The organism is Rhizobium sp. SRI_017, from assembly GCF_057586295.1.
Genome location: NZ_JBYCZP010000006.1, coordinates 259,524 through 286,338, shown reverse-complemented (window position 1 = coordinate 286,338; position 26,815 = coordinate 259,524). Strand labels below are relative to the sequence as shown.

The following is a 26,815-nucleotide window of genomic DNA, read 5'->3' as shown; positions in this document are numbered from 1 at the left end:
GCGGCCTCTCCGCGCGCCTAGACTTTGCGAGTGAGTGACCCATGGCGAGAAGCATTCCGGCAGATTATCCCAGCCGAACCGCGCGCTTCACGGTATCATCCTTCCTGTGGCGCCAGGCCAAGGCCATTGCCGGCGTCGGCCTGCTGGCGCTGCTGGGGCTGGCGATCGCAGCGCTCTCGACCTGGAACGTGCTGGATCCGAGCTATTCCAACGCGACCTCTCGCGAACCGGCCAACATCCTCGGCACCGCCGGTTCCTACTTCGCCGACATGATGATGCAGTTCTTTGGCCTTGGCGCCGTGCTGGCCCTCCTGCCGGTCTTCGCCTGGTCGCTGATGATGGTGCTGAACGTGCCAGTCCACCGCCTGCCACAGCGTGCCGGTGCCTGGCTGGGCGGCTCGGTGCTCGCCTCCGCCGCTCTCTCCTGCCTCAAGCCTCCCGCCACCTGGCCGATTCCCAACGGTCTCGGCGGCGTCTTCGGCGACCTCATCCTTAAATTTCCGGCTCTCTTCATCGGCGCCTATCCCGATGGCATCGCAGCGATCATCATCGGCACGATCTGCTCCGTTCCGGCAGCCGGCCTGCTCGCCTTCTCTGCCAACCTGATTATCACCGCCGAGCCCGAAAAGGTTGCCAAGAACCCCGCAGCCTCGATGCCGGTCAGGATCATCAAGACGCCGGTCGCCGCCCAGCCAGAGGAAGACGATGACGACGAGCGCGATTCGCCCTTCGCCATCATCCAGGGTTATGCGGCACATGCATGGTTCTCGGCCCAGGCGCGGCTGCGCCGCTCGATGGGGCTTTCAGCCCGCGCGCCGGTCAAGCAGGGCTTCGATGAGCCGGTCGATCTCAATGACGAGGAGTTCGGCCTCATCCACGACGATGATCGCCAGAAGGCAGCGCCCAAGGTTGGCGGCCGGATCGAGCCGTCGATGTTCGGAGAGCCCGCAGGCGTCCAGCAGCGCCGGGCGTTCGTCACACCGCCGCTCGGCGAAGAGGATGACCCGCCCTTCGATATGGACGGCATGCGCCGCCCGGCTGGCATTCTTCCCGACGACGATGATGGCGACGACTGGACGCCGGCAGCCGAAATCCGCGCACCCCGCACGATCGCCGCTGCGCCGCAATCCGCGCCGCGCCAGCCGGCACGTGCGCCGGCCGCCCCGCGGCAGGAGCATCGTGGCACCAGTTATTCCGACACATTCGACCTGCCCCCGCTGGAGCTACTGGCGGAGCCCAAGAGCATCGCTCGCGATGCTTCGCTCTCGACGGAAGCGCTGTCGCAGAACGCGCGCATACTCGAAGGCGTACTCGAAGATTTCGGCGTCAAGGGCAATATCATCCATGTCCGTCCTGGCCCGGTCGTGACGCTCTACGAACTGGAGCCTGCGCCCGGCATCAAGTCTTCCCGCGTCATCGGCCTTGCCGACGATATCGCCCGCTCGATGAGCGCGATCGCCGCCCGCGTCGCCGTCGTGCCCGGCCGCAATGCAATCGGTATCGAATTGCCGAACCGCATTCGCGAGATGGTCTATTTCCGGGAGATGATCGGCTCGCGCGATTTCAATCAGACCAAAGCCAAGCTCGCCGTCGCGCTCGGCAAGACGATCGGTGGCGAACCCGTTGTCGCCGACCTCGCCAAGATGCCTCACCTGCTCGTCGCCGGTACGACGGGTTCGGGTAAATCCGTCGCGATCAACACCATGATCCTGTCGCTGGTCTATCGCATGACGCCGGAACAGTGCCGGCTGATCATGATCGACCCGAAGATGCTCGAACTCTCCGTCTATGACGGCATCCCGCATCTTCTCTCGCCCGTCGTCACCGACCCGAAGAAAGCCGTCGTCGCGCTCAAATGGACCGTCCGCGAGATGGAAGAGCGCTACAAGAAGATGTCGAAGATCGGCGTCCGCAATATCGACGGCTTCAACGAACGTGTGGCCAAGGCGGCGGAAAAGGGTGAGGGGATTACCCGCACCGTGCAGACCGGTTTCGACCGTCACACCGGCGAGGCCGTCTATGAGACCGAGGAATTCGACCTCGCGCCACTGCCCTATATCGTCGTCATCATCGACGAAATGGCCGACCTGATGATGGTCGCCGGCAAGGATATCGAAGGCGCCGTGCAGCGCCTGGCCCAGATGGCGCGTGCGGCCGGCATCCATGTCATCATGGCGACGCAGCGTCCGTCGGTCGACGTCATTACCGGCACGATCAAGGCGAACTTCCCGACCCGCATCTCCTTCCAGGTGACGTCGAAAATCGACAGCCGCACCATCCTCGGCGAACAGGGTGGCGAGCAGCTGCTCGGCCAGGGTGACATGCTGTATATGGCCGGCGGCGGACGCATCCAGCGCGTACACGGCCCCTTCGTCTCCGACACGGAAGTGGAAGACGTCGTCGCATTCCTCAAGACCCAGGGCTCACCGCAATATCTCGATGCGATCACCGCCGATGAGGATGATGGTGGAGACGGCGACTATTCCGGCGCCCCATCGGGCACCAGCAATCTCGCCGAATCCGACGATCCCTACGACCAGGCTGTCGCCGTGGTCCTGAGCGACGGTAAGGCCTCGACCTCCTACATCCAGCGTCGCCTCGGGATCGGCTACAACCGGGCAGCCTCGATCATCGAACGGATGGAGAAGGAAGGCATCGTCGGCCCCGCCAACCACGCCGGAAAGCGCGAAATTCTCGTGCCGACCGAAGAGGATATTCTGGCGCGCTGAACCGGGGCGGGTTTTGCGCGTTGAAGGCGCGCGAGCCCGTGGATTACAGGCAATCGACGCCTTGAAGGCGCCGCAGTTTTCCCTACCTTATGGGCGGCGAAAAGGAGACCTAAATGGATCGATTCGAGACCGCGAACCGGATTGCCGGCGCATCTCCCACCCGGCGCGCCATCCTGGCCGGCGCCGCAGCTCTCGCGCTCTTTGCCGCAATGCCGGCGCCTCATGCGGTCGCCCAGAAGGCCGCCGTTGCGCAGAAGATCGCCGACCATTTCTCGTCGGTGAAGACCATGACCGGCGAATTCGTCCAGTTCGGCCCGCGCGGCGAGCAGACGGGCGGCAAATTCTTCCTCGAGCGCCCTGGCAAGATTCGCTTCAACTACGAGAAGCCTTCGCCGATGCGGGTGATCTCCGACGGCCGCTCGGTGGTGATCGGCAATTCCAAGCTACGGACCTGGGACATCTATCCGCTCTCCAAGACGCCGCTCGCGCTCTTGCTCGACAGCAAGATCGACCTCAAGAGCAAGATGGTCCGCGACGTCAAGGAAGAACCCGACCTCATCACCATCAAGCTTGGCGACAAGTCGGTTTTCGCCGATTCGACCATCACCATGATGTTCGACCCGAGTAGCTATGAACTGCGCCAGTGGACGATTACCGACAACCAGGGCAAGGACACGTCGGTGATGATCTTCAACACGCAGACCGGGGTCACGTTTGACAAAAGCGTGTTCACCATCCCCTATGACGAAGTCCACAAGCGGAACACCAACAACAAGTAAGACTGCTTGCTTTGTAACCCATCGGCATTAGTCTCCGGCGCGATCGATTCCGCCGGAGAATTTCATGCAGTTTACCCTCGTCACCTGGAACATCAATTCGGTCAGGCTCAGGATGCCGATCGTCGAAAAGCTCCTGGACGAGAAGCAGCCTGATATCCTGTGCCTGCAGGAAACCAAGTGCCCGAACGAACTGTTTCCGATCGCACCCTTCAATGATCGGGGCTATCTGCACCAGGCGATCAACGGCCAGAAGGGCTATCACGGCGTTGCGATCCTCTCGCGCCTGCCGCTCCGCGATCTCGACAAACGCGACCCCGGGGATGTCGGCCATGCCCGCCATGTCTCGGCGCTTTTCGACGTCGCCGACAAGACGGTGCGGCTGCATAACTTCTATGTGCCGGCGGGCGGTGATGAGGCGAATCCTGATATCAACCCGAAATTCGCCCACAAGCTCGACTTCATCGAAGCCTTGAAGGGCGTTCATTCCGGCGCAGAGCCCGGCATTTCCTCGGTCCTCGTCGGCGATCTCAATATCGCGCCGCTGGAGCACGATGTCTGGTCGCACAAGCAACTTCTCAAAATCGTCAGCCATACGCCGATTGAGACGGATGGACTGAAGGACGTCATCGTATCAGGGACCTGGCTCGATCTGATGCGACAGTTTACGCCGGAACCGCAGAAGCTCTATACGTGGTGGAGCTATCGTTCCGCCAATTGGCAACTCGCCGACAAGGGCCGCCGGCTCGACCATGTCTGGTCGTCGCCGGACCTCGGCCCGCATCTCTCGGATATCGAGATCCTCAAGGAGGCCCGGGGCTGGGAGAAGCCGTCCGACCACGTGCCGGTCATTGCGAGATTTGCTTTCTGAGGGAAAGGTCGATGCCGAGCGGAGATGTCTATCCTCAACCCGATCAGACAGTTTCGCGCCGATGAAGATCTGCTTCGTCCATCCCTACTTCCCGGGACAGTTTGCACGGCTCGCACGGCATTTCGTCGAGCAAGGCCATGACGTCGTCGCTTTCCATAGCGGCATTGTCGATGGGCGATCGAGCAGCCCGATCGATCGTGTGCGCCTCATTGAATTCGGAGCAGAACCGCCGGCCGCCGGCCGCAACAATGATGCGCTGGCCGGAACCGCGCGATTCCTCAGGGAAGCAGCGAATCTGGCACTGCGTGCAGAGCAGTTTTCGAGCGAGGGCTGGCGCCCGGATATCGTCTATTCGCATACCGGCTGGGGCAGCGCCGCCTTCCTCCACGACGTTTTTCCCAAGGCAAAGTTCGTGAAATTCTGCGAGTGGTTCTACAACAACGACGCACGCAGCACGGACTATCTGACGCCGGGCGGGCGACCGCTGCCGCAGCGCATGGGCACCAGCACGCTTAACCTGCCGATCCTCGCGGATCTCGCCCAGGGGCATGCTCTGATCTCGCCCACCGAATGGCAGAAGTCGCAGTTTCCGGCGATCATCCGTGACAAGATTGAAGTGCTCCCCGACGGGGTGGATCTCGATTTCTTCTCGCCCGATTCGATCGCGACTTTCACCCTTCCGGATGGTCGGGCAGTCGGACGAGGAGACTGGATCGTGACCTATCTCGCCCGCGGCGCCGATCCGTTCCGCGGCTTCGGGCAGTTCATCGACGCGCTTGCGCGGCTTCAGGCTCGTGATCCACGCGTCGAGGCGATCATTCTGGGGGACCGGACAGTCTACTACGGAAGCGGCTTGGGCACCGAGAGCCATTTTCATGACGTGATGGAGAAGGCCCGGATCGATCCTGCCCGGACGCATTTTCTCGGCAGGCTCAGCTACGAGGATTATCGCGACGCGCTGCGCGTCTCCTCGGCCCATGTCTATCTCACGGTACCCTTCGTGCTCTCCTGGTCGTTTCTCGAAGCCATGGCGGCCGGTTGCGCGATTGTCGCCTCCGACACCGCCCCGGTGCGGGAATTCATGACGGATGGCGAGAACGGGCGGCTGGCGAACTTCTTCGACACTGCAGAACTCGCCGATCGCATCGCAGAAATGTTGGACGCCGGCCCGCGCGCCGAAGCGATGCGGGCAAGCGCGCGTCAGACGATCCGCCGGTGCTGGTCAGCCGAGATCGCCATCGAGCGCCACAGCGCAATTGTCGATCGGCTTCTCAGCGTGGCGAAATGAGCAGCGAGCCGCTCATTCCCCGGCTCGCCCGTGTTTGTCAGCTGAACCGCTGCCAGATCGTCTTGTAATCGCAATATTTGTCGATCGCATGCACCGAGCGGTCGCGGCCGAAGCCGGACTGCTTGAATCCGCCGAAGGGCGTGGCGAGGCTGGAAATATCGTAGGTGTTGATCCAGACCGTACCGGCATGAATACCCTCCGACACGCGATGTGCGCGGCTCATATTGGTGGTGAACACGGCGCCCGCGAGACCATAGCTCGTGTCGTTGGCGATCCTGAGCGCTTCCTCTTCGGTGTCGAAGGGGATGGCGGTCAGCACGGGCCCGAAGATCTCCTGCCGCGCAAGCGAGTCGGCATTGGACGTGGCGACGAAGACGCCCGGCGACATGTAGGAACCGCCCGTTTCTGTCATCACCTTCTCGGCGCCGAAGGCGCGCTTCGTGCCTTCCTTCTCGCCGGCCTCGATCATGCCGAGCACCCTCATGAGATGGGCGTCCTCGATCAGCGCGCCGATCTGGGCAGCGGGCTCGAAAGGATGGGCTAGCGTGATCTCGCGGGCGGTGACCTCCTCGATCTTCTTGATCAGCGCGTCCATGATCGAACGCTCGGCTACGAGCCGGGTCGAGGCGTGGCAGGTTTCGCCAGCATTGTAGAAGCAGCCCCAGGCCGCAGCGGACGCGGCGGCATCGAGGTCAGCATCGGCGAAAACGACAAGCGGCGACTTGCCGCCGAGTTCGAGCGCGACGCGCTTGAGGTTGGTCTGGGCGGCATAGCCCATGATCAGCTTGCCGACTTCGGTCGAGCCGGTGAAGGCGATCATGTCGACATCCATATGCTTGGCGAGCGCCTGGCCGGCCTCTTCGCCAAAACCGGTGACGACATTGAAAACGCCGGCGGGCAGGCCTGCCTCATGAGCAAGTTGGGCGATGCGGATGGCCGAGAGCGATGACTGTTCGGCGGGCTTCAGCACCACCGAATTGCCGGCTGCCAGCGCCGGTCCGAGCTTCCAGCTATCGATGATCAGCGGATAGTTCCACGGCGTGATTGCGCCAATGACGCCGATCGGCACCTTGCGGACGAGGGCCCGGTCGTTCGGACCGGTCGGCGCGATTTCGTCATAGAGCTTGTCACAGAGCTCGGCATAATACTGGATGCAGTTGGCGGCGAGCGTGACATCGACATTGAGCGAGGCCATGACCGGCTTGCCGACGTCGATCGTCTCGAGCAGCGCCAATTCCTCGCGGTGCTCGCGCATCAGCTCGGCCCAGCGCAGCATGATCCGCTTGCGTTCCGTGGGATCCTTGTGGCGCCAGACCCCGGACTCGAAGGCCGCGCGGGCCGCTGCAACGGCGCGGTCGACGTCGGCGGTTTTGCCACGGGCAAAGGTACCGCCCGGTTGGCCGTCCATCGGACGGATGCGGACGAAGGTGGTGCCGTCGGCCGCATCTTCAGACTGGCCGTTGATGAACATCCGGCCATTGAGCTTGGCGGCGTCGAGTGCGTTTTGCCAATAGTCTCTCGTGTATTGACCGGTCATCCTAGCCTTCCTTCTGCATTGTCATGATCGCCTGGGCGAAATTGTCGAGATCGGCATCCGAGACGTCACGGATCGTGGAACGGCGCATCGGCTGATTTTCAGTGGCGCGCATTTCGGTCGCGAGATCGGCGGCCGTGAATTTGGCGAAGGCCGCCGGGATCGCGCGCTTGATACCGCAAGCATCCATCAGCTTGGTAACGAAGGCTGGGATTTCGGAGGGCTCAGAGAGGCCCAGTACCGCAGCAGCTTCATCGAGGTCATCGGTCTTCGCTTCCGAAAGCCACGGCGTCGACACTTCGAAGCCGAGAGCGGTCGCGAGACCATGATGCACCGGCGCGAGACCGGCCATCGCATGCGATATATTGTGTGCTATGGCCGTGCCGCAATTGTCGATGGCAACGCCGGCATAGCAGGAGCCAAGCAGAACCTTGCCGCGCGCATCGAGATTGCCAGGGTTCTTTACGGCTTCTGCGAGATTGGCGGCGATGAGCCGCATCGCCTCATGGCCGAACACTTTGCCGGCAGCATGGGTATTGCGATTGGTGGATGCTTCAAAGGCGTGGATGAAGGCATCCATTCCGCACCAGGCCGTCAGGTTGGCCGGCAGCGACACAGTGAGTGCCGGGTCGAGGATGACGAGATCCGCCTTGCTTTCCGCCCCCCAGATCCAGAGCTTCTTGCCCTCGGGGCCGGCGAAGATGTTGGTCGCTGAGGTCTCCGAGCCGGTGCCCGCCGTGGTCGGGATCATGATCTTCTTGAGCGCGTTCTTCGGCAGCGGATTGGCCGCGAGCGCGTAATGCATCGCGTCCTCGCCCGACGCCGCCGTGCAGGCGACGATCTTGGCGATATCGAGTGCCGAGCCGCCACCGATACCGATCACGAGTTCCGCGCCCCCGGCGGCCGCGGTCGCTTCCTGGACATGCTTCAGTTTCGGCTCACCCGCGAAGCCCGAGTAGATTTCCGACGCGATGCCCTCGGCAGACAGCATGTCCTGGACACGCTTGCCGAGGCCGTTGCCGGCCAGGAAGGAGTCCATGACGATGGCCGCTCTCTTGATGTCGCCGAGGCTCTTGGCATGGCCTGCGAGATGGTCGATTTCGTCCGCCCCGAACCTGATGTCGGGAATATGGGACAATGCGAATTTCATGGAAATCTCCGGAATGACCGCGCCGCGCGTGAATGGATCGGCCGCGAAATTATCGCGTCTCCGCGTCATTTCAGACAGTCAAATGCGACATGAAAATCAGGTTTGGCGGTGCAAAAAGCAAAGTCCTGGTTCTGGCGATGTCGACGGCGTGCGAGCCGTGGGACATAGCGCTTCGTCTCAGGCAAAATCGTGCTTATGATGGGTGCCGTATGTTCTCCGGGAGGTCTTCATGATTGAGTTCCTGCCTGCGATCGCCCTGATTGTCATCGGACTCTACGCCTATTTCACCGTTGCACCGGGCGCGGCCTCGATACCCATGCAATGGGGCATCGGCGGTGGCGTGAACTGGTCCGCGCCGCGTGCGATTGCCTTCGGCCTGATCCCTCTGGTCGGGCTCGTCGCGATCATCATCCTGTCGATGCTGGGTGCTGGCGCGATTATCGGCGGTATCGCGATACTCTGCGCCCAGATCGTGCACGTCCTGATGGTCCGGAACTGGTATGCGAGATCCAGGACTTAATGCACAAACGAAAACGGCCCGCAAAGCGAGCCGTTCGAAAGAAGTGCGGATCGGATACCGCTTATGCAGCCACCGAAGACAGGACTTCGAGGTCCGCGACCAGCTGGGCGGCGCGGCTCTTGCCTTCGTCGCTCGCGGCGACCGCCAGATCGGCCTTTGCCAGTTCGACACGACCGCTGAGCGCATCGCGGCTGAACTCGGCAACTGTGTAAGCCGATTCGGCGAGCAGCGTGCACCCAGTGGGCAGGATGTCGGCAAAGCCGCCAAACACGACGAACTTGGAAACTGCACCGTCTTCCGCCTTCACCGTGACGACGCCGGGACGGATCGTCGTCATGAAAGGTGCATGGTTGGCCATCACGGTCATTTCGCCTTCCGTGGCCGGAAGCACGATCTCGGTAACGCGAGCGGACAGCAGAAGCTGCTCGGGCGACACCAGTTCGAAATTGAAGCTATCAGCCATAGACTTGACTCTCTTTCAGGGAGCGGTAGGCGCGGGAAGTTCCCACGCCCGGCGCGTCATCAAGCGGCTTCGGCAGCCAGCTTCTTGGCCTTTTCGATCGCTTCTTCGATCGTGCCGACCATGTAGAAGGCTGCTTCCGGCAGGTGGTCGTAGTCGCCGTTCACGAGGCCCTTGAAGCCCTTGATCGTGTCTTCGAGCGCGACGAGCTTGCCCGGCGAACCGGTGAAGACTTCGGCGACGAAGAACGGCTGCGACAGGAAGCGCTCGATCTTGCGGGCGCGGGCAACGGAGAGCTTGTCGTCTTCGCTGAGTTCGTCCATGCCGAGGATGGCGATGATGTCCTGCAGCGACTTGTAGCGCTGAAGGGTCGTCTGCACCTTGCGCGACACTTCGTAATGCTCTTCGCCGACCACCATCGGGTCGAGCATGCGCGAGGTCGAGTCGAGTGGGTCGACGGCCGGATAGATGCCCTTTTCAGCGATCGAACGCGACAGAACGGTCGTTGCGTCCAGGTGGGCGAACGAAGTTGCTGGCGCCGGGTCGGTCAAGTCGTCGGCGGGGACGTAAATCGCCTGCACCGAGGTGATCGAACCCTTGGTCGTGGTGGTGATGCGTTCCTGCATCTGGCCCATGTCGGTGGCGAGCGTCGGCTGATAGCCCACGGCCGAAGGAATACGACCGAGCAGAGCCGACACTTCCGAACCCGCCTGGGTGAAGCGGAAGATGTTATCGACGAAGAACAGAACGTCCTGGCCCTTGTCGCGGAAGTCTTCAGCGACAGTAAGACCGGTCAGCGCGACACGGGCGCGGGCGCCCGGCGGCTCGTTCATCTGGCCATAGACGAGGGCTGCCTTGGAACCTTCGCCGCCGCCATGCTTGTTGACGCCCGACTCGATCATTTCGTGATAGAGGTCGTTACCTTCGCGGGTACGCTCACCGACGCCGGCGAACACCGAGTAACCGCCGTGCGCCTTGGCGACGTTGTTGATCAGTTCCATGATCAGAACGGTCTTGCCGACGCCGGCGCCGCCGAACAGGCCGATCTTGCCGCCCTTGGCGTAAGGTGCCAGGAGGTCGACGACCTTGATGCCGGTGACGAGGATCTGGGCTTCGGTGGCCTGCTCGACATAGGACGGCGCTTCCTGGTGGATGGCGCGCTTGCCTGCAGTCACCAGCGGACCGGCTTCATCGACAGGCTCGCCGATCACGTTCATGATACGGCCGAGCGTTTCCGGGCCGACCGGAACGGTGATCGGAGCACCGGTGTCCGTGACTTCCTGGCCGCGAACGAGACCTTCGGTCGAGTCCATGGCGATCGTGCGGACGGTGTTTTCACCAAGGTGCTGGGCGACTTCGAGAACCAGGCGGTTGCCCATGTTCTGCGTTTCAAGCGCGTTCAGGATGGGCGGCAGCTCGCCGCCGGCAAACGATACGTCCACGACAGCGCCGATGACCTGGGTCACCTTGCCGACGGAGCCTGCTGCTGCAGTGGTTTCCACAGCGGATTTCTTCGTAGCTGCGCGAGCCATGATATATCCTCTTTCCTAACTCTTAGAGCGCTTCGGCGCCCGAAATAATTTCGATCAGTTCCTTGGTGATCTGGGCTTGGCGCTGGCGGTTGTAGCTCAGCGTCAGCTTGTTGATCATCTCACCGGCGTTGCGCGTGGCGTTGTCCATCGCGCTCATCTTGGCACCCATCTCGCCGGCGACATTCTCGAGCAGGGCCCGGAAGATCTGCACAGTGATGTTGCGCGGAATGAGGTCGCCGAGGATGGCACCCGGATCGGGCTCGTATTCGTAAACCGCCGACGCGCCGTTGTCGGCCGAAGCCGTCGCCGGTGCGCTTGCGGGGATGAGCTGCAGCGCGGTGGGGATCTGAGAGATGACGGACTTGAATTCCGAATAGAACAGCGTCGCGACGTCGAACTCGCCTTTTTCGAAGAGCGTGATGACCTTGCGGCCGATCTCCTCGGCATTGGCATAGCCGATCTTCTTGACGTCGCGCAGGTCGACGCGCTCGATGATCAGGCTGGCGAATTCACGGCGAAGGATGTCGAAACCCTTCTTGCCGACGCAGATGATCTTGACGGTCTTGCCATCCGCAACCAGCCTGCGGATATGGTCACGGGCCGCGCGCGCGATCTGCGAGTTGAAGCCGCCGCACAGGCCGCGCTCGGCGGTGGCGACGACAATCAGGTGAACCCTGTCGCTGCCCGTGCCCCGCATCAGCGCCGGCGCATCGGCGCCGCCGCCTTCTGCCTGGGCGATATTGGCCAGCACCGCGCTCATGCGCTGCGAATAGGGCCGTGCGGCCTCCGCAGCTTCCTGAGCGCGCCGAAGCTTCGCCGCGGCGACCATTTTCATCGCCTTGGTGATCTTCTGCGTCGCCTTGACCGAAGCGATGCGGTTTTTCAGATCCTTGAGAGAAGGCATCCGTTATCCGTCCTTACTCTGCCGATCAGGCGAAGGTCTTGGAGAAGCTGTCCAGCGCGGACTTGAGCTTGGCGCGGGTATCGTCCGAGATCTGCTTTTCCGTACGGATCGCATCCAGGATCGCCTTGCCTTCGCTGCGAATGTTGGCAAGCAGGGCCTGCTCGAATTTGCCGATCTGGTTGACCGCGATCTTGTCGAGATAACCGTTGACGCCGGCAAAGATCACGACGACCTGTTCTTCCGTCTTGAGCGGCGAGAACTGCGGCTGCTTGAGCAGTTCCGTCAGGCGCGCGCCACGATTCAGCAGGCGCTGCGTGGCGGCGTCGAGGTCAGAACCGAACTGGGCGAAAGCGGCCATTTCACGATACTGCGCGAGTTCGCCCTTGATCGAGCCGGCAACCTGCTTCATCGCCTTGATCTGCGCGGCGGAGCCGACGCGGGACACCGACAGACCGACGTTAACGGCCGGGCGGATACCCTGGTAGAAAAGGTCGGTTTCGAGGAAGATCTGGCCGTCGGTGATCGAGATCACGTTGGTCGGAATGAAGGCCGACACGTCGTTGCCCTGGGTTTCGATAACCGGCAGAGCGGTCAGCGAGCCGGCGCCCGCGGCGTCGCCCATCTTTGCAGAGCGCTCGAGAAGACGTGAATGGAGATAGAAAACGTCGCCCGGATAGGCTTCGCGGCCCGGCGGGCGGCGTAGCAGCAGCGACATCTGGCGGTAGGAGACAGCCTGCTTGGACAGGTCGTCATAACCGATCAGGGCATGCATGCCATTGTCACGGAAATATTCGCCCATGGTGCAACCGGCGAAGGGCGCGAGATACTGCATCGGAGCCGGCTCGGAAGCGGTCGCGGCGACGATGATCGAATACTGCAGCGCGCCGCGCTCTTCGAGCACCTTCACGAACTGGGCGACGGTCGAGCGCTTCTGGCCGATAGCCACGTAGACGCAATAAAGCTTTTCATTCTCGGGGCCGTTGTCGTGAACCGACTTCTGGTTCAGGATCGTGTCGAGAATGATCGCGGTCTTGCCGGTCTGGCGGTCGCCGATGACGAGCTCGCGCTGGCCGCGGCCGACCGGGATCAGCGCGTCGATGGCCTTGAGGCCGGTCGACATCGGCTCATGCACCGACTTGCGCGGAATGATGCCGGGCGCCTTGATGTCGACGCGCGAACGGCGCGTCGCATTGATCGGGCCCTTGCCGTCGATCGGATTGCCGAGCGCGTCGACGACGCGGCCGAGCAGTTCGGGACCAACGGGAACGTCGACGATGGCGCCGGTCCGCTTGACGGTGTCGCCTTCCTTGATGTCACGGTCCGAACCGAAGATGACGACGCCGACATTGTCGGCTTCGAGGTTCAGCGCCATGCCACGGATGCCGCCCGGGAATTCGACCATTTCACCGGCCTGGACATTGTCGAGACCGTAGACGCGGGCAATACCGTCACCAACCGAGAGGACCTGACCAACTTCGGTTACTTCGGCTTCCTTGCCGAAATTCTTGATCTGGTCCTTGAGAATTGCGGAAATTTCCGCGGCGCGGATATCCATCAGCCGACCTCTTTCAGTGAAAGCTTGAGTGTAGACAGTTTCGTACGAAGCGACGTGTCGATCTGGCGCGAGCCAAGCCTGACGACCAGTCCGCCGAGGATGGCGGGATCGACGGCCACATTGATCGTGACGTCTTTTCCGGTAACGCCCTTGAGCGCTGCCTTGAGTTCAGATTCCTGTTCGGCGGTAAGCGCGCGCGCGGCGGTCACATCAGCCGAGACCTCGCCGCGGTGGCGCGCGTAGATCTCGCGGAAAGACCGGATCATGCCCGGGACCGCAAACAGGCGGCGGTTCGACGCCGCAACCTTGACGAAATTTGCTGCAATGCCTGTGATGCCGGCCTTTTCGAGGACCGCGGCAACAGCACCGAGCTGCTCGGCGGCCGAAAAGACCGGGCTCTTGATGAGCCGCTGGAGATCCGGCGAACCGTCGATCATGCCCTGGAACTGATCGAGAGCAGTGGCCACTTCGGCAACGACGCCGTCTTCGAGTGCCAACGTGAAGAGAGAAGAGGCGTAGCGTTCTGCCACGCCGGAAACGGATTGCGATGAATCTGCCACGCGCTGAGTTTCCCTCATTCCCTGTGGATTTGAGCGTTGCACTGCAGCGCAACGATAAATCCTTGAATTTATTATATTTTTCGGCCCTTCACAGCCCGATTTCGCCAAGCCGCCCGAAAACTCGAAAGCCATCTAGCATAGCTTATTTGGAGTCGCAACACAGGATATTACCTGATGTCACCAATGTTGCGCATTTCTTTGCCAAAGTCCGGGGCAAACGAATCCCGGCAGAGAATAATATTCTCTTTCGGCCGCCGACGGCGTGGTTACATTGCACCGCCCACATAGGTGATCACGAGGATCACGGCGGCAATCTGGACGAAAAGCGCGATTGCATTGAAGACGAGATTGCCGCGATTGAGGACCAGCGCAAGCAGCCGGCCGATCATGGAAAGCACCAGCGCAACGATGAATCCGAAGCAGAGCATCAGCAGCACAACGAACTGGCTCTGCCAGTAGCCGGCGACGGCCATGCCGAACAGCCCGATTCCCAGCATGAAGCCACCGGTTGAGCGCACCGAGGCAATGCCGCCCTGCTTATCGCCGAAAACCCAGAGGCCGGCGGCGCTCATGGCGATGCGCGGCGCGAAGAGCACGAGGATGCCGATCACGGCGAGCGCTGCGAAGACGGAGAAGACGAGCTTCGGCATCAACTCCGAGGGCACGCCGAGCTGGAGTTCGTTGGTGATTGCCTGGCCGAAATAATAGAGCATCGCGACGGCGAAGATCAGCTGCACAAGGAAGAGCAGAACGTTGAGCAGGCTGGCTGATGTGTCAGACATCAGCGATATCAGCCGCGCGAAAGCAGCCACGGCCATTGCGACACCGAAGCCGGCACAGAGCACCGGCTGATCGAAGAACATCAGCACAGCCAGGGCATAACCTGCGAGAAAGCCGCCAGTCGGACGCAGTTCGCCGATACCACCTGGTCGGGTCGCCGCGCTATCAAGCCCCAGCACGTGTCCGCAGGTCGCCGGAAACGCGAGCATCAGAACACCGACAAGCAGGAGAACAGCCACAGAAACGAAAGCCGCCTGCGGCCATGGCTCCGCCGGAAAAATCGGCCAGGCCAGCGCGTCGATCACCGATGATATCGCTTCCATTTGTCCCCTCGTTCCCCGTATCAGGCAAGCTATGCCACAAGTGCAGGAAACGGGAAATGTGGCCGTGCGGGATTCACGGTGAATTTTCGGCGCAAGGCCGGGATATCATTCACTTTATCCCTCTTGTGAGACTATGAAGCCGCACAACGGCTAGATTCGGATTGAAGAAGAAGCTGGCCCTAAAGAAAGCTCTTTGAAGAAGAAGCTGGCCCTAAAGAAAGCTCTGCGGATCGATGTCGACCTGGACCTGAACCGAGCCGCGCTCCTTCGGTCCGTTCGCGAGCATCGCCCGCACGAAGCCCTGCATATCCTCCCCGCGCCGGCCATGAACCAAGAGCCTGAATCGGTGTCGGCCGCGCACCAGGGCCAAGGCCGCCTCGGCCGGGCCAAGCACAGAAATGCCGGAGACATTGGGCGCAGCTTGGCGCAGGCCGCGCGCATGGCCCTCGGCATCGGCGCGACCGTCAGCGGAGACGATGATCGATGCGAGACGACCGAAGGGTGGCATCAGCGCCTTCTCTCGTTCGGCAATCTCGCGCTCGTAAAAGGTCTCGGCATCGCCCGAGACGATGGCCTGCATGACCGGGTGACCCGGCTGGTACGTCTGGATCAGGCCGCGGCTCTTAAGACCGGAACGGCCGGCGCGGCCGGTGACCTGGGAGAGAAGCTGGAATGTGCGTTCGGCAGCGCGCGGATCGCCATTGGCGAGACCGAGATCGGCGTCGACAATGCCGACCAGCGTCATATTGGGGAAGTTATGCCCCTTGGCGACGAGCTGGGTGCCGATGACGATATCCGCCTCGCCTCGTGCGATGGCCTCCAGTTCCAGCCTGAGCCGCTTCACGCCGACCACGATGTCGGAAGAGAGCACGATGATGCGACTGTCAGGGAAATGCCGCTCGACTTCTTCGGCGATACGCTCGACGCCCGGGCCGCAGGCGGCGAGATGGTCGAGCGTGCCGCATTCGGGGCAGCTCTCCGGCGTCCGCTCCTCGTGACCGCAGTGATGGCATTGCAGCTTGCCGCGGAAACGGTGTTCCACCAGCCAGGCGGAGCAGTTCGGGCACTGGAAGCGGTGGCCACAGACCCGGCAGAGTGTCAGCGGGGCATAGCCACGGCGATTGAGGAAGAGCAGCGATTGCTCACCCCGCTCCGCCGTCTGCGCCATGGCCTTCAACAGGACCGGCGACAGGAAGCCGCCGCGTGCGGGAGGAAAGCGGCGCATGTCGACGAGATGCAGATCCGGCATCGCCGCGCCGCCGAAGCGGTTTGCGAGATGAATGTAGTGGTAGCGCTCCTGGTCAGCATTGACCCGGCTTTCGACCGAGGGCGTCGCCGACACTAGAACCACCGGAAAGCCGCTGATCCTTCCGCGCACCACAGCCATATCGCGGGCATTGTAGAAGACGCGATCCTCCTGCTTGTAGGCAGGGTCATGCTCTTCATCGATGATGATGAGGCCGAGATTTTCGAAGGGCAGGAAGAGCGCCGAGCGCGCACCGGCGACGACGCGAACCTCGCCCTCCGCCACCTGCCGCCAGACTTTTTCGCGCATCCGCGGCGCGAGATCGGAGTGCCATTCGGCCGGCTTGGCACCGAATCGATCCTGAAAGCGTTCGAGAAAGGCGGGTGTCAGCGCGATTTCCGGCAGCAGGATCAGCACCTGCTTGCCCTGTCGCACCGTCTCGGCGATGGCCTCGAAATAGACCTCGGTCTTGCCCGATCCGGTGACGCCGTCGATCAGTGTGACGCCGAACTCGCCCTTGCGCACGGACGCAACGAGGTCGTCGGCCGCCAGGCGCTGCCCCTCTTCCAGCTTGGGCGCGGCATAGTCCGGATCGGGTGCAGCCGTGACCGGTGGCGGCGGTAGGAAGACCGTCTCGAACACGCCCTGCGTGATCAGGCCATCGACGACGGAGCTTGACACGCCGGCGGCATGTGCCAGTCCGAGCCGGGTCCAGACCGGCGCTTCCTCGGCTAGCGCCAACACGCGGTTGCGCGCCGGCGTCATCCGTTCCGGTCGATGATCGGTAAGCCTGAGACCCTCCACCATCGGCTCCGGATCGAAGGCGGCGGGCGCACGAAGCGCCATTCGGGCGACAAAGCCGGGCGGCGAAAGCGTATAGCTCGAGATCCAATCGAGGAAGGTGCGCATGTCGGCGCTGAGCGGCGGGCAGACGAATGCCTGGGTGATCGGCTTCAGCTTCTTCGGATCGACCTGGTCGCCCGCGCCTTCGTTCCACACCACGCCGAAATATTGCCGCGGCCCGACCGGCACCTGAACGATGGCGCCGGGCTCGACATTCATACCCTCAGGCACCATGTAACTGTAAGGCTTCGGCACCGGCAGCGGCACCAGCACAGGCACGGCGCGCGGCGGCTTGGAACCACCGAACAGATCAAGCGAATCTTTTCCCATCGCGGCTAGGAGTAGCACTTGCATTTGCCGGGGGAAAACCGCAAACAGAATCCAAATCGGACTTCGATACCTCAGGGAGGCACGAGCATGAAATTCTTTGTCGATACTGCCGAAATCAAAGAAATCAAGGAACTCAACGATCTGGGTCTGCTCGACGGCGTCACGACCAACCCGTCTCTGATTCTGAAATCCGGCCGCAACATTTCCGAAGTCACCAAGGAAATCTGCGACATTGTCGAAGGCCCGGTTTCCGCCGAAGTCACCGCCACCGAATATTCCGAGATGATGAAAGAGGCCGCCGTTCTCGCCAAGATCGCGCCGAATATCTGCATCAAGCTGCCGCTGACCTTTGATGGCCTGAAGGCCTGCAAGGCGCTGACTTCTGACGGCCACAAGACCAACGTTACGCTCTGCTTCTCGGCCGTGCAGGCGCTGCTCGCCGCCAAGGCAGGCGCCACCTTCATCTCGCCCTTCATCGGCCGCCTCGACGACACCGGCATCGACGGGATGGAACTGATCCGCGAGATCCGCCAGATCTACGACAACTATGGCTACGAGACTGAAATCCTCGCCGCCTCGATCCGCACCATCAACCATGTCAAGGATGCCGCACTGATCGGCGCCGACGTCGTGACCGTGCCGCCGGCAACGCTCAAGGCGCTGGTCAAGCACCCGCTGACCGACAAGGGCCTCGAACAATTCCTCGCCGACTGGGCCAAGACCGGCCAGAAGATCGGCTGACCAGCCACTCTAATTCCAGACGACGAAACCCGGCCTCGCGCCGGGTTTTTCATTTTCCTCGGCCCTGTTCCCCAGGAAACAGCGGCTTGGGTTGGGCCGTGCGAAAACAAGGTCACCGGATGAGAGAAGACATCCACTGAAAAGAAGAACTGAACCGTACTTCAACCCAACACCCTAGAGGACAACAATCATGAAAAAGTTCATCATCGGCGCCACCGCCGCCCTCGTCGCCACCGTCTCGCTCGCATCGGCCGCTGAAGCCGGCTGGAAGTGGAAGCACAAGCATCATGGCTGGAAGCGCCATCATTGGGGCGTTGTCGTCGTCTCCCCGCGTTACCACGACTACTGCTTCGTCAAGAAGGTCAAGCGCTACGACGATTGGGGCAATGTCTACATCAAGAAGGTTCGCATCTGCGACTAATCTGATCTGACCCGGACCGCGGCCGCCTGATCCTCCCCTGCTCGGAGCGGCCCATCGGGACCACGATCGAAATGAACTCCCAGGCAGAGCCCGGCGTCCTCCAGCGCCGGGTTCTGTCTTTTCGGCGTTCAGTGCTTCTGCGTGTCGCGCATGCGGCGCTCGATCTGGCGAAGCCCGAGCGACAGGCCGATCGTCAGCACGAGATAGATATAGGCGACGATCGAATAGGTCTCGAAGAAGCGGAAGGAGCCGGCGGCATAGACCTTGGCCATCTGCGTGATGTCGGCGACGCCGAGCACCGAGACAAGCGACGAATCCTTCACCATCGCCACAAAATCGTTGGAAAGCGGCGGAAAGATCACTTTTAGCGCCTGCGGAAAGACGATGAAGCGGAAACGCTGGAAGCGCGACAGGCCGAGCGCCTTGGACGCTTCGATCTGCCCCCTGTCGACCGACTGGATGCCGGCGCGGAAGATCTCGGCGATGAAGGCTGAATAGGCGATCGTCAGCGCGATGATCGCCCGCCACATCAGCGATACGTCGCGAACGAGCAGCGGCTCGATGAAGCCAGTATCGGCCAGCGGCGCGGTCACCCAGTTCCACGCATAGACGAAACCAGGCGCACCGACGAAGGCGATGTAAAAAAGCAGGACGAGAACCGGAATGCCGCGGATCAGCTCGACATAGAAGCGGGCCGCTTGCCGCAGGGCCTTTGAGTCCGACAGCCCGAGCAAGGCAATGCCGAGGCCAAGCGCGATCGCGAGCGAAAAAGCGATCAGCGTCACCAGGACCGTGATACCGAGCCCCTTCGCCACTGTCGAGAAGACCTGGATATAGAGATCGCTGACAAAAATGGCGGCAGCGACGCTCGCGCCCAGGAGGAAAAGGGCGACGAGCCACCAGGGGAACTCGCCCTCCTCGGTATGCGTCGGGGCCGGCGCCGTCATGCCGGTCGCCGCGGGATCACTGTCCCACCCTATTGGCCCATCTTGTAGTCGAGGAACCACTTCTTGTTCAGCGCGGCGATCGTGCCGTCGGCCTTGAGCGCGGCGATTGCTGCATTGATCGGCGCGACGAGGTCGGAGCCCTTCGGGAAGATGAAGCCGAAATCCTCTGACCCGAGCGGGCCGCCGATCAGCTTGAGGGCACCACCGGACGCATCGACATAACCCTTGCCGGCCGTGCCATCGGTGAGCACGACATCAACATCGCCGGTCTTGAGCGCCTGCACGGTCGCGCCGAAGGTCTCGAACAGCTTGATGCGCGGGTTCTGCTCGTTGCCGTCGAGCACGCTGTAAACGGCGGTATAGAAGGGTGTCGTGCCCGGCTGTGCGCCGACCAGGCCCTGTTCGAAGGCCTTGAAGCTCGCCGCATCGGTGAAACGGGTCTCGTCGCCACGCACCAGCATGAACTGTTCGGAGCGCATATAGGGATCGGAAAAATCAACCTTCGCCTTGCGTTCGTCGTTGATGGTGATGCCGGTCATGCCGAGATTGTACTGGTTGTCCGAGACCGACTGGATCATCGCATCCCAGGAGGTGTTCTGGTATTCAACTTGGAAATTCAAACGCTTGGCGATCTCGTTCATCGCGTCATATTCCCAGCCGATCGCTTTGCCGGTCTTGGGATCGACGAACTGCAGCGGCGGATAGGCATTCTCCGTCACCACGACGACCTTCTTGCCCCCGAGGTCGGGCAGGTCCGCGGCCTGCGCGGCAAGCGGCATCATGGCGGCGATGGTAAGTCCGATGAGAAACTGGCGGCGCGAGGTCATGGTTGTTGTCTCCCCTGAATTCTATGCGACGGAAACTGTCATATTTTTCGGGCTTTTGGCAAGCCGGGCGTCATCAGGCCGGCGTGATTGCCGCCGGCCCGGTCAGACGCGTGACATGACCCATCTTGCGGCCTGGTCGCGGCTCGGTCTTGCCATAGAGATGGATCAGCACATCCTTTTCGCGCGCCCAGTCGGCGAGATCGTTGATGTCGTCTCCAACAAGGTTCTGCATTTGGCAATCGCTGTGCCTGATCGGATTGCCGAGCGGCAGGCCGGCGACGGCACGGATATGCTGCTCGAACTGCGAGATGACGCAGGCGGCCTCGGTCCAGTGGCCAGAATTGTGGACGCGCGGCGCAATCTCGTTGGCGATCAGCTCGCCGTCAGTGCCGACAAAGAACTCGATACCGATCACACCGACATAGTTGAGCTTGTCGAGCAGCCGGATCGCCGCCGAACGGGCATCCGCCGCCGTGCCTTCCCAGATTTCCGCCGGCAGCGTGGATGTGTGCAAGATGCCGTTGCGATGGACATTCTCGGCCGGATCATAGCATTCGATCGAACCGTCGGTACCCCGGGCAGCGATGATCGAAATCTCGCGCTCGAAGGCGATGAAGCTTTCGAGGATCAGCGGCACGCCACCGAGCCTGTCATAGGCACCGACGGCACTGTCACCGGGCTTAAAGACCATCTGGCCCTTGCCGTCATAGCCGAGCCGCCGCGTCTTGAGCACGCCCTGGCCGCCGAAATCGGCAAGCGCCGCGTCGAGATCGGCCTGGCTGTCGACGGCGTGGAACTTGGCGGTCGGAATGCCGCAATCATTGAGGAAGGTCTTTTCGACCAACCTATCCTGGGCGACTTCGAGCGCCCGCGCCGGCGGATAGACCGGCTTCAAGGCTTCGAGCAGCTTGGCGGCACCAACAGGCACATTCTCGAATTCATAGGTGAGGACGTCACAGGTCTCGGCGAGTTCGCGAAGCGCCTTCTCGTCATCATAAGCCGCCACGATCTGATGGTTGGCGAGCTGTGACGCTGGGCTGTCGGCCTGCGGTTCCAGAATGATGGTGCGGAAATTGAGGCGGCTCGCGGCAAGCGCCAGCATGCGGCCGAGCTGGCCGCCGCCGATGATACCGATCGTCTTTATTGTCATTCTACTTGTCCACGGGATAGTCGGCGACGGAGGCGCTCTGCTCTTCTCGCCATGTGTCGAGCCGGTCGGCAAGATCGTCGTCGTTGAGGGCGAGCACGGCGGCGGTCAGCAGCGCCGCGTTGACGGCACCTGCGCGACCGATGGCGAGCGTGCCCACGGGAATTCCAGCCGGCATCTGCACGATGGATAGCAGGCTATCCTGGCCGGACAGCGCCTTGGACTGAACCGGCACGCCGAACACCGGCAACGGCGTCATCGCCGCCGTCATGCCCGGCAGATGCGCCGCACCACCCGCGCCCGCGATGATGACCTTGAAGCCTTCGTCCCGCGCCGATCGTGCAAAATTGAACAGCCGCTCCGGAGTCCGGTGCGCCGAAATGATACGCGATTCGTAGGCGATTTCGAGCGCATCGAGCGTGTCGGCGGCGTTCTTCATCGTCTCCCAGTCGGACTGGCTGCCCATGATAATGGCAACGGGAGGCTTGGAAAACCGCATGCGCAACGGTCCTTTCGTCAGGCGATGATATCAGGGACGATCTGATCTTCGATCTGGGTGAGTTTATCCTTGATTGCGAGCTTTTTCTTCTTCATGCGCTGAACTCTGAGCGCATCGCAACCGGTGGCGATCATGGCATTGATGGCAATGTCGTAGTCTTCATGCTCCTGCCTGAGGCGCGCCGCCGACAAACGCAATTCTGCCTGGTCCTGGTCTGGCATTCCGTACTGTCCCCGTATCTGAAAGCGCCGCGAATTCCCCATCCGCCACGCCAGCATCGATTTGCTCCTATCACATTCAGGCGCTTAACGGGAAGTTTTCCTTTCCACGGAATTCTCCTTCGACAAATGCTAATTTACGTGGCAGACTTCTCCTGTTGCAGCCTGAGACATCCGACGGGTGGATGGTCGGATGTGGGCAATATGGGAAGGAATGACATATGACCATTGAGGCTCATATCGAAACGCTCGAAAAGAAGCATGGAGTACTTGAAGAACAGCTCCACTCTGCAATGCTACACCCCTCAAGTGGCGACGCCGAGATCGCCGAACTCAAGAGACAGAAACTCAGAGTAAAAGACCAGATCGAGCGTTTGCGTGGCCAAACCCAACATTAATTCCACAGAGTTTGCGTAAATCGTCGGCCGCTGGCCACAATTCCACCGGGCAGCAATGAGTCCTAGGGTGGGAACGGGGAGCCAGCGGCCGATTTGATTCCGGGCGGCCGATCACGGCGCCGGAGACCATTGAGGCCTATGGGCTCAGGGCCAGAATTAAGGCCCAGAATTCAGGCCCAGAACTGATCCAGCCAGAAGCCGATTTTCTTGAAGCCCTGCGGATTGATCGCATAAATCCGCCGCGTGCCTTCTGACGTCACGGAGACCAGCTGATTGTCGAGCAGGGCTTTGAGATGCTGGGACACAGCCGGGCGCGAAACCGGCAGCATGGCCGCGAGTTCATTGACTGTCTTCGGCGAGCGCCGGAGCTCTTCCAGCAGGAAGCGGCGATTTGCGTCTGATATCGCGGCGAAGGGATCGACACTCATGACCCGGACGCTAAGCCAGACCTCGGCGTTCGACAAGGGATTTTGTGCGCCGCGATCAACATTTTTTGCAACGCACCATAAAGTCAGCCGAGCATTGCCAAAAGCGGCCCGATACCGTCCCAGGAGAGTTTCACGCCGGCCAGGAACAGCATGCCGTACATCCATGGATAAAACACTTCCATGCGCATGCGCTTGACCACGGCGGCGCCGGCGAATGTGCCGAGTGGCGCCAGCGGCAGTAGGATCGCCGAGAGATAGAGATTCTTGGTGTCGAAAGCGCCGAGCGCAAAATAGGGCACGAGCTTGATCGCGTTGAGGATCGCAAAGAACCGCACGGCAGCACCGGTATATTCCCGCGGCGGCAATTTCAGCGGCAGGCCGTAGACCTGGAATGGTGCGCCGCCAGCATGCGCTATGAAGCTGCCATAGCCGGAGATCGTACTCCAGACACCGGCGCGCATGACGCTGTGGGGACGAGGCGGCTGGTCGACATTGCCGGCGAGATAGCGGTTGTAGAAGAAGCGGCCGGTGAAGGCGATCGCGACGACACCGATCAGCAGACGCATGACATAGTCGGGCACGATCGACCAGGTCGCCCAACCCAGCGCGATCCCGGCAAGCCCGCCCGGCAGCATGTATTTGAACAGCGTGGTGTCCCAGTTATGGCGCCAGCTCCAGAGTGCGGCGCCATCCATCACGATCAGGATTGGCAGCAGGATTGCCGCAGCCTGCACCGGCGGCATGACGAAAGAAAGGATCGGCACGCCCAGCAGGCCAAGCGCATCGCCCATGCCGCCCTTTCCGAATCCAACGAGAAGCACCGCCAACACGGCGACGATGTAGAATGTGGCATCCATTCGGGTTATGACCTTGAGATGGTTGATCCGTGAGACTTCAAGGTCTATCGGACAGAAGATTGTGAGGCGGGAGCCCGACCTTACCGCCGCGGGGCGCATGGGGAAAGCCGGTTTCGATGGGATTTGACAATGCCGAAAAATGAAGAGCGCCTCAGACTGGTGCTCGTGATGCCCGAGACCGATGATGCGGAGACTGCTGTGCGCCTGATGGGCGAAGCGCTCAAGGGCGGCGACGTGTCCTCCGTGATCCTTCCGCAATATGGCATGGATGACAACCGCTTCCAGGCGCTGGCCGAGAAGGTCATTCCGGTGGTCCAGCAGGCTGGCGCTGCCGCGCTCGTCGCTGGCGATAGCCGGGTCGCGGGACGGGCCAAGGCCGATGGTCTGCATATTGCCGGCGGCGTCGCCGATCTCGGCGAGGCCATGCAGAAACATGCGCCCAAACTGATCGTCGGCGGCGGCAATGCCCAGGATCGACATCACGCGCTCGAAATCGGCGAGCTGCAGCCGGACTATATCTTCTTCGGCAAGCTCGATGGCGACATCAAGCCCGAGGCGCATCCCAAGAATCTCGCGCTCGCCGAATGGTGGGCCTCGATGGTGGCGATCCCCTGCATCGTCATGGGCGGCACCAATCCCGAATCGGTGCTCGATATCGCCGAGACGGGCGCGGAATTCGCGGCCCTCAGACTCGCCGTCTTCGCTGAGCCTGGCCGCGCGGCTGCAATCGTGCAGGAAGTGAATGCGCTTCTTGACCAAAAAGCGCCACGCTTCGCGTCATAAGGGGAAGCATGGCTAGAATCGGGGACTGGATTTCGATTGTGTTGAGTGGCGCCATGGTCATGGCCGCCGCAGGCGTGCCTGCTCACGCCGATGACAAATCCAAGGCCGCGGAAATCCTCCGCAAGCGCCTAGAAGGCGACGTCGATAGCGGCAAGCTCCAGAAGAAAGAGCGCCTGCCGCCCGCGAATGTCTCCAAGGACCAGACGATCTTCACCACGCCGGTCGACGACCCCAAGAAGCAGATGCCCTCGGAAGGCCTGACGTTGCTCGAGCGCATAGGACAGTCGCTCCCCGACCTGCCGGCGGAAAAGCCGTTCAAGGGCAAAGTCGACGACGCTTACGGCGCTTACCAGCGCGGTCTCTACCTCTCCGCGCTCAACATCGCGCTGCCGAAGGCTCAGCTCGGCGATGCGGCGGCACAGACCCTGGTCGCCGAACTGATGAACAACGGCCTCGGCGTCCGGCGCAATCCGACCGATGCCGCCTTCTGGTATGAGCAGGCAGCCAAGGCCGGCGACGCCAATGCGCAGTACAAATATGCCCTGATGCTGCTCACCGGCGAGAACGTCAAGCAGGACAAGAAGGCGGCTGACGTCATGATGCGCAAGGCGGCCCAGGGCGGCAGCCGTGAGGCCCAGTTCAACGTTGCCCAGTTGCTCTCGGCCGCTGATCCGGGCGAAAAGGGCCTGAAAGAGGCGCTGCCCTACTACGAGAAGGCGGCGTTCCAGGGCGTGCCCGACGCACAATATGCACTGTCGCAACTCTATTACCACATGGACCTGCCGCGCGAGAAACGCCAGCAGGCACGCGACTGGCTGCTCAAGGCCGCGCTCGCGGGCTACGATACCGCGCAGTATGACATGGCGATGTGGCTGATCAACGGCGTGGCCGGCGAACGGAACTACGAGGAAGGCTTCCGCTGGATGCAGATCGCCGCCAATCGCGGCCATGTCGTGGCGCAGAACAAGCTCGCTAAGCTCTACGTCAATGCGATCGGCACCCGACCCGATCCGATCGAGGCGGCGAAATGGTATGTCATTTCCCGCAAGGCCGGCCTCGCCGATCTCGAACTCGAGGATTTCTTCCTGGGCATCGATGAAGCGACCCAGAAGGAAGGCGTTGCCCGCGCCGATGCGTTCATGGCGCAGCGGAGTTGAGCGGAAGACAAGGCTCAGCAATCGATAATTCTTGAAAAATGCCGGCTTTTGTGGTCTTGAGGCGCCAATTCGGCTCGCGCCATAGTCTGCCGGCGCGTCCAATGCTCACGGCCCCATCAGGGGCCGCTTCGATTTTGAAGGAATAAATCAATGGCCCGCTCGGCGCTTTTGAATGTCATGGTCCAGGCCGCTATGAAGGCCGGCAAGTCCTTGAGCCGCGATTTCGGCGAGGTCCAGAACCTGCAGGTTTCGCTCAAGGGCCCCGGCGACTATGTCAGCCAGGCCGACCGCAAGGCGGAAAAGATCGTCCGCGAAGAACTTCTCAAGGCGCGCCCGACCTATGGCTTCCTCGGCGAGGAAAGCGATGAGATCAAGGGCACCGATGGCGCGCATCGCTGGATCGTCGATCCGCTCGACGGCACGACCAATTTCCTACACGGCATCCCGCTCTTCGGCACCTCGATCGCACTCGAGCGTTCGGGCGAGATCGTCGCCGGCGTCGTCTACAACCCGGCAACCGATGATCTCTTCACCGCCGAGAGGGGCGGCGGCGCCTTCGTCAACGACCGCCGTCTCCGCGTGTCGGGCCGCAAGAAGCTGTCCGACAGCGTGATCGGCTGCGGCGTGCCGCATCTAGGCCGCCCCCAGCATGGCCGCTTCCTCGTCCAGCTTCGGCATGTCATGGGAGAAGTCGCTGGCGTTCGACGGCTGGGTTCGCCCGCGCTCGACCTCGCCTATGTCGCGGCCGGCAGGTTCGACGGTTTCTGGGAAGAGCATCTCGCGCCTTGGGACGTCGCAGCCGGCATTATCCTGATCAAGGAAGCGGGCGGCTTTATTTCCGAACTTGATGGCGGCAGCAACATCATCGAAGGCGGCTCGATCGTGGCCGGCAATGAGCATCTCCACAAGGCGCTGGTCGAAGTCGCCAACCGGCCCGTTCCCAAGGCATAACGCCTGAGGCTGGCGGGGCGCGCGCCATCGCGCCCCGCTA

General features: G+C 61.9%; 27 protein-coding genes. 11 read left to right on the top strand and 16 right to left on the bottom strand.

The window, feature by feature from the left end; all coding sequences use genetic code 11:
• Nucleotides 1–41 precede the first annotated feature (41 nt).
• From AC2YI2_RS16250 to AC2YI2_RS16235, 4 genes are all read left to right on the top strand, one after another.
• Nucleotides 42–2,729, top strand: a complete 2,688-nt coding sequence (locus AC2YI2_RS16250) for an FtsK/SpoIIIE family DNA translocase (protein WP_487387525.1) — start codon at nt 42–44, stop codon at nt 2,727–2,729.
• 113 nt (nt 2,730–2,842) lie between these two features.
• On the top strand, nt 2,843–3,508 hold the full coding sequence (locus AC2YI2_RS16245) for an outer membrane lipoprotein carrier protein LolA (RefSeq protein WP_487387524.1): 666 nt from the start codon (nt 2,843–2,845) through the stop codon (nt 3,506–3,508).
• Nucleotides 3,509–3,572: 64 nt separating this feature from the next.
• On the top strand, nt 3,573–4,376 hold the full coding sequence (locus tag AC2YI2_RS16240; protein WP_487387523.1) for an exodeoxyribonuclease III: 804 nt from the start codon (nt 3,573–3,575) through the stop codon (nt 4,374–4,376).
• A 61-nt stretch (nt 4,377–4,437) separates the two neighbouring features.
• The gene (locus AC2YI2_RS16235) at nt 4,438–5,664 is read left to right on the top strand and encodes a glycosyltransferase (RefSeq protein ID WP_487387522.1); all 1,227 of its coding nucleotides are present in this window, start codon (nt 4,438–4,440) and stop codon (nt 5,662–5,664) included.
• A 37-nt stretch (nt 5,665–5,701) separates the two neighbouring features.
• Here the strand turns inward: AC2YI2_RS16235 and AC2YI2_RS16230 are convergent, their stop codons facing one another.
• Entirely contained in the window at nt 5,702–7,201 is a 1,500-nt protein-coding gene (locus tag AC2YI2_RS16230; protein ID WP_487387521.1) for an aldehyde dehydrogenase family protein, read from the bottom strand.
• A 1-nt stretch (nt 7,202) separates the two neighbouring features.
• Nucleotides 7,203–8,348: an iron-containing alcohol dehydrogenase gene (locus AC2YI2_RS16225; RefSeq protein WP_487387520.1), complete on the bottom strand. Its 1,146-nt coding sequence runs from the start codon at nt 8,346–8,348 to the stop codon at nt 7,203–7,205.
• Between the two features lie 229 nt (nt 8,349–8,577).
• On the opposite strand from AC2YI2_RS16225, the gene AC2YI2_RS16220 reads away from it, so the two are divergent.
• Nucleotides 8,578–8,868: a hypothetical protein gene (locus tag AC2YI2_RS16220; RefSeq protein ID WP_487387519.1), complete on the top strand. Its 291-nt coding sequence runs from the start codon at nt 8,578–8,580 to the stop codon at nt 8,866–8,868.
• A 61-nt stretch (nt 8,869–8,929) separates the two neighbouring features.
• Here the strand turns inward: AC2YI2_RS16220 and AC2YI2_RS16215 are convergent, their stop codons facing one another.
• From AC2YI2_RS16215 to AC2YI2_RS16185, 7 genes are all read right to left on the bottom strand, one after another.
• The gene (locus tag AC2YI2_RS16215) at nt 8,930–9,331 is read right to left on the bottom strand and encodes a F0F1 ATP synthase subunit epsilon (protein WP_487387518.1); all 402 of its coding nucleotides are present in this window, start codon (nt 9,329–9,331) and stop codon (nt 8,930–8,932) included.
• A 59-nt stretch (nt 9,332–9,390) separates the two neighbouring features.
• Nucleotides 9,391–10,860, bottom strand: coding sequence for a F0F1 ATP synthase subunit beta (atpD, locus tag AC2YI2_RS16210; protein ID WP_487387517.1), 1,470 nt, complete (start codon nt 10,858–10,860; stop codon nt 9,391–9,393).
• Between the two features lie 22 nt (nt 10,861–10,882).
• A complete protein-coding gene (locus AC2YI2_RS16205; RefSeq protein ID WP_487387516.1) occupies nt 10,883–11,764 on the bottom strand; it encodes a F0F1 ATP synthase subunit gamma in 882 nt (293 codons plus the stop codon).
• Between the two features lie 25 nt (nt 11,765–11,789).
• On the bottom strand, nt 11,790–13,319 hold the full coding sequence (gene atpA, locus AC2YI2_RS16200; protein WP_487387515.1) for a F0F1 ATP synthase subunit alpha: 1,530 nt from the start codon (nt 13,317–13,319) through the stop codon (nt 11,790–11,792).
• Entirely contained in the window at nt 13,319–13,897 is a 579-nt protein-coding gene (locus tag AC2YI2_RS16195) for a F0F1 ATP synthase subunit delta (protein WP_487387514.1), read from the bottom strand. The genes atpA and AC2YI2_RS16195 overlap by 1 nt, the downstream gene beginning before the upstream one ends.
• A gap of 248 nt (nt 13,898–14,145) precedes the next feature.
• Nucleotides 14,146–14,982: a hypothetical protein gene (locus AC2YI2_RS16190; RefSeq protein WP_487387513.1), complete on the bottom strand. Its 837-nt coding sequence runs from the start codon at nt 14,980–14,982 to the stop codon at nt 14,146–14,148.
• A gap of 211 nt (nt 14,983–15,193) precedes the next feature.
• Entirely contained in the window at nt 15,194–17,401 is a 2,208-nt protein-coding gene (locus AC2YI2_RS16185; RefSeq protein WP_487387590.1) for a primosomal protein N', read from the bottom strand.
• 87 nt (nt 17,402–17,488) lie between these two features.
• Between AC2YI2_RS16185 and fsa the strand changes: the two genes are divergently transcribed.
• A complete protein-coding gene (gene fsa, locus AC2YI2_RS16180) occupies nt 17,489–18,142 on the top strand; it encodes a fructose-6-phosphate aldolase (protein ID WP_487387512.1) in 654 nt (217 codons plus the stop codon).
• Nucleotides 18,143–18,332: 190 nt separating this feature from the next.
• The gene (locus AC2YI2_RS16175; protein WP_487387511.1) at nt 18,333–18,563 is read left to right on the top strand and encodes a hypothetical protein; all 231 of its coding nucleotides are present in this window, start codon (nt 18,333–18,335) and stop codon (nt 18,561–18,563) included.
• Nucleotides 18,564–18,691: 128 nt separating this feature from the next.
• On the opposite strand, the gene AC2YI2_RS16170 is transcribed toward AC2YI2_RS16175, so the two are convergent.
• The 5 genes from AC2YI2_RS16170 to AC2YI2_RS16150 form a co-directional block, all read right to left on the bottom strand.
• Nucleotides 18,692–19,510 carry an amino acid ABC transporter permease gene (locus AC2YI2_RS16170; RefSeq protein WP_487387510.1) on the bottom strand — a complete coding sequence of 273 codons (819 nt, stop codon included), beginning with the start codon at nt 19,508–19,510 and terminating at the stop codon, nt 18,692–18,694.
• 29 nt (nt 19,511–19,539) lie between these two features.
• Nucleotides 19,540–20,337 (bottom strand): transporter substrate-binding domain-containing protein, encoded by a 798-nt coding sequence (locus AC2YI2_RS16165; RefSeq protein WP_487387509.1) that lies wholly within the window; start codon nt 20,335–20,337, stop codon nt 19,540–19,542.
• Between the two features lie 73 nt (nt 20,338–20,410).
• Entirely contained in the window at nt 20,411–21,487 is a 1,077-nt protein-coding gene (locus tag AC2YI2_RS16160; protein ID WP_487387508.1) for a 5-(carboxyamino)imidazole ribonucleotide synthase, read from the bottom strand.
• A 1-nt stretch (nt 21,488) separates the two neighbouring features.
• Nucleotides 21,489–21,983, bottom strand: coding sequence for a 5-(carboxyamino)imidazole ribonucleotide mutase (gene purE / locus AC2YI2_RS16155; RefSeq protein WP_487387507.1), 495 nt, complete (start codon nt 21,981–21,983; stop codon nt 21,489–21,491).
• A 17-nt stretch (nt 21,984–22,000) separates the two neighbouring features.
• Nucleotides 22,001–22,204 (bottom strand): YdcH family protein, encoded by a 204-nt coding sequence (locus tag AC2YI2_RS16150; protein WP_487387589.1) that lies wholly within the window; start codon nt 22,202–22,204, stop codon nt 22,001–22,003.
• 218 nt (nt 22,205–22,422) lie between these two features.
• On the opposite strand from AC2YI2_RS16150, the gene AC2YI2_RS16145 reads away from it, so the two are divergent.
• Nucleotides 22,423–22,599: a YdcH family protein gene (locus AC2YI2_RS16145; RefSeq protein ID WP_487387506.1), complete on the top strand. Its 177-nt coding sequence runs from the start codon at nt 22,423–22,425 to the stop codon at nt 22,597–22,599.
• A gap of 170 nt (nt 22,600–22,769) precedes the next feature.
• Here AC2YI2_RS16145 and AC2YI2_RS16140 read toward each other — a convergent pair whose 3' ends face one another.
• Both AC2YI2_RS16140 and AC2YI2_RS16135 read right to left on the bottom strand, forming a co-directional pair.
• Nucleotides 22,770–23,027 carry an ArsR/SmtB family transcription factor gene (locus AC2YI2_RS16140; protein WP_487387505.1) on the bottom strand — a complete coding sequence of 86 codons (258 nt, stop codon included), beginning with the start codon at nt 23,025–23,027 and terminating at the stop codon, nt 22,770–22,772.
• 83 nt (nt 23,028–23,110) lie between these two features.
• Entirely contained in the window at nt 23,111–23,884 is a 774-nt protein-coding gene (locus AC2YI2_RS16135) for a sulfite exporter TauE/SafE family protein (RefSeq protein ID WP_487387504.1), read from the bottom strand.
• 129 nt (nt 23,885–24,013) lie between these two features.
• On the opposite strand from AC2YI2_RS16135, the gene AC2YI2_RS16130 reads away from it, so the two are divergent.
• The 3 genes from AC2YI2_RS16130 (at nt 24,014) to AC2YI2_RS16120 (ending at nt 26,775) form a co-directional block, all read left to right on the top strand.
• Entirely contained in the window at nt 24,014–24,667 is a 654-nt protein-coding gene (locus AC2YI2_RS16130; RefSeq protein ID WP_487387503.1) for a thiamine phosphate synthase, read from the top strand.
• Between the two features lie 8 nt (nt 24,668–24,675).
• Complete coding sequence (locus tag AC2YI2_RS16125; RefSeq protein ID WP_487387502.1) at nt 24,676–25,824, top strand: tetratricopeptide repeat protein; 1,149 nt, start codon at nt 24,676–24,678, stop codon at nt 25,822–25,824.
• A 150-nt stretch (nt 25,825–25,974) separates the two neighbouring features.
• Nucleotides 25,975–26,775: an inositol monophosphatase family protein gene (locus tag AC2YI2_RS16120; RefSeq protein ID WP_487387501.1), complete on the top strand. Its 801-nt coding sequence runs from the start codon at nt 25,975–25,977 to the stop codon at nt 26,773–26,775.
• Nucleotides 26,776–26,815: the final 40 nt, after the last annotated feature.

Coding starts and splice junctions, on each gene's coding strand:
- AC2YI2_RS16250 (WP_487387525.1), top strand. CDS start 42: ATGGCGAGAAGCATTCCGGCAGATTATCCCAGCCGAACCGCGCGCTTC.
- AC2YI2_RS16245 (WP_487387524.1), top strand. CDS start 2,843: ATGGATCGATTCGAGACCGCGAACCGGATTGCCGGCGCATCTCCCACC.
- AC2YI2_RS16240 (WP_487387523.1), top strand. CDS start 3,573: ATGCAGTTTACCCTCGTCACCTGGAACATCAATTCGGTCAGGCTCAGG.
- AC2YI2_RS16235 (WP_487387522.1), top strand. CDS start 4,438: ATGAAGATCTGCTTCGTCCATCCCTACTTCCCGGGACAGTTTGCACGG.
- AC2YI2_RS16230 (WP_487387521.1), bottom strand. CDS start 7,201: ATGACCGGTCAATACACGAGAGACTATTGGCAAAACGCACTCGACGCC.
- AC2YI2_RS16225 (WP_487387520.1), bottom strand. CDS start 8,348: ATGAAATTCGCATTGTCCCATATTCCCGACATCAGGTTCGGGGCGGAC.
- AC2YI2_RS16220 (WP_487387519.1), top strand. CDS start 8,578: ATGATTGAGTTCCTGCCTGCGATCGCCCTGATTGTCATCGGACTCTAC.
- AC2YI2_RS16215 (WP_487387518.1), bottom strand. CDS start 9,331: ATGGCTGATAGCTTCAATTTCGAACTGGTGTCGCCCGAGCAGCTTCTG.
- atpD (WP_487387517.1), bottom strand. CDS start 10,860: ATGGCTCGCGCAGCTACGAAGAAATCCGCTGTGGAAACCACTGCAGCA.
- AC2YI2_RS16205 (WP_487387516.1), bottom strand. CDS start 11,764: ATGCCTTCTCTCAAGGATCTGAAAAACCGCATCGCTTCGGTCAAGGCG.
- atpA (WP_487387515.1), bottom strand. CDS start 13,319: ATGGATATCCGCGCCGCGGAAATTTCCGCAATTCTCAAGGACCAGATC.
- AC2YI2_RS16195 (WP_487387514.1), bottom strand. CDS start 13,897: ATGAGGGAAACTCAGCGCGTGGCAGATTCATCGCAATCCGTTTCCGGC.
- AC2YI2_RS16190 (WP_487387513.1), bottom strand. CDS start 14,982: ATGGAAGCGATATCATCGGTGATCGACGCGCTGGCCTGGCCGATTTTT.
- AC2YI2_RS16185 (WP_487387590.1), bottom strand. CDS start 17,401: ATGGGAAAAGATTCGCTTGATCTGTTCGGTGGTTCCAAGCCGCCGCGC.
- fsa (WP_487387512.1), top strand. CDS start 17,489: ATGAAATTCTTTGTCGATACTGCCGAAATCAAAGAAATCAAGGAACTC.
- AC2YI2_RS16175 (WP_487387511.1), top strand. CDS start 18,333: ATGAAAAAGTTCATCATCGGCGCCACCGCCGCCCTCGTCGCCACCGTC.
- AC2YI2_RS16170 (WP_487387510.1), bottom strand. CDS start 19,510: ATGACGGCGCCGGCCCCGACGCATACCGAGGAGGGCGAGTTCCCCTGG.
- AC2YI2_RS16165 (WP_487387509.1), bottom strand. CDS start 20,337: ATGACCTCGCGCCGCCAGTTTCTCATCGGACTTACCATCGCCGCCATG.
- AC2YI2_RS16160 (WP_487387508.1), bottom strand. CDS start 21,487: ATGACAATAAAGACGATCGGTATCATCGGCGGCGGCCAGCTCGGCCGC.
- purE (WP_487387507.1), bottom strand. CDS start 21,983: ATGCGGTTTTCCAAGCCTCCCGTTGCCATTATCATGGGCAGCCAGTCC.
- AC2YI2_RS16150 (WP_487387589.1), bottom strand. CDS start 22,204: ATGCCAGACCAGGACCAGGCAGAATTGCGTTTGTCGGCGGCGCGCCTC.
- AC2YI2_RS16145 (WP_487387506.1), top strand. CDS start 22,423: ATGACCATTGAGGCTCATATCGAAACGCTCGAAAAGAAGCATGGAGTA.
- AC2YI2_RS16140 (WP_487387505.1), bottom strand. CDS start 23,027: ATGAGTGTCGATCCCTTCGCCGCGATATCAGACGCAAATCGCCGCTTC.
- AC2YI2_RS16135 (WP_487387504.1), bottom strand. CDS start 23,884: ATGGATGCCACATTCTACATCGTCGCCGTGTTGGCGGTGCTTCTCGTT.
- AC2YI2_RS16130 (WP_487387503.1), top strand. CDS start 24,014: ATGCCGAAAAATGAAGAGCGCCTCAGACTGGTGCTCGTGATGCCCGAG.
- AC2YI2_RS16125 (WP_487387502.1), top strand. CDS start 24,676: ATGGCTAGAATCGGGGACTGGATTTCGATTGTGTTGAGTGGCGCCATG.
- AC2YI2_RS16120 (WP_487387501.1), top strand. CDS start 25,975: ATGGCCCGCTCGGCGCTTTTGAATGTCATGGTCCAGGCCGCTATGAAG.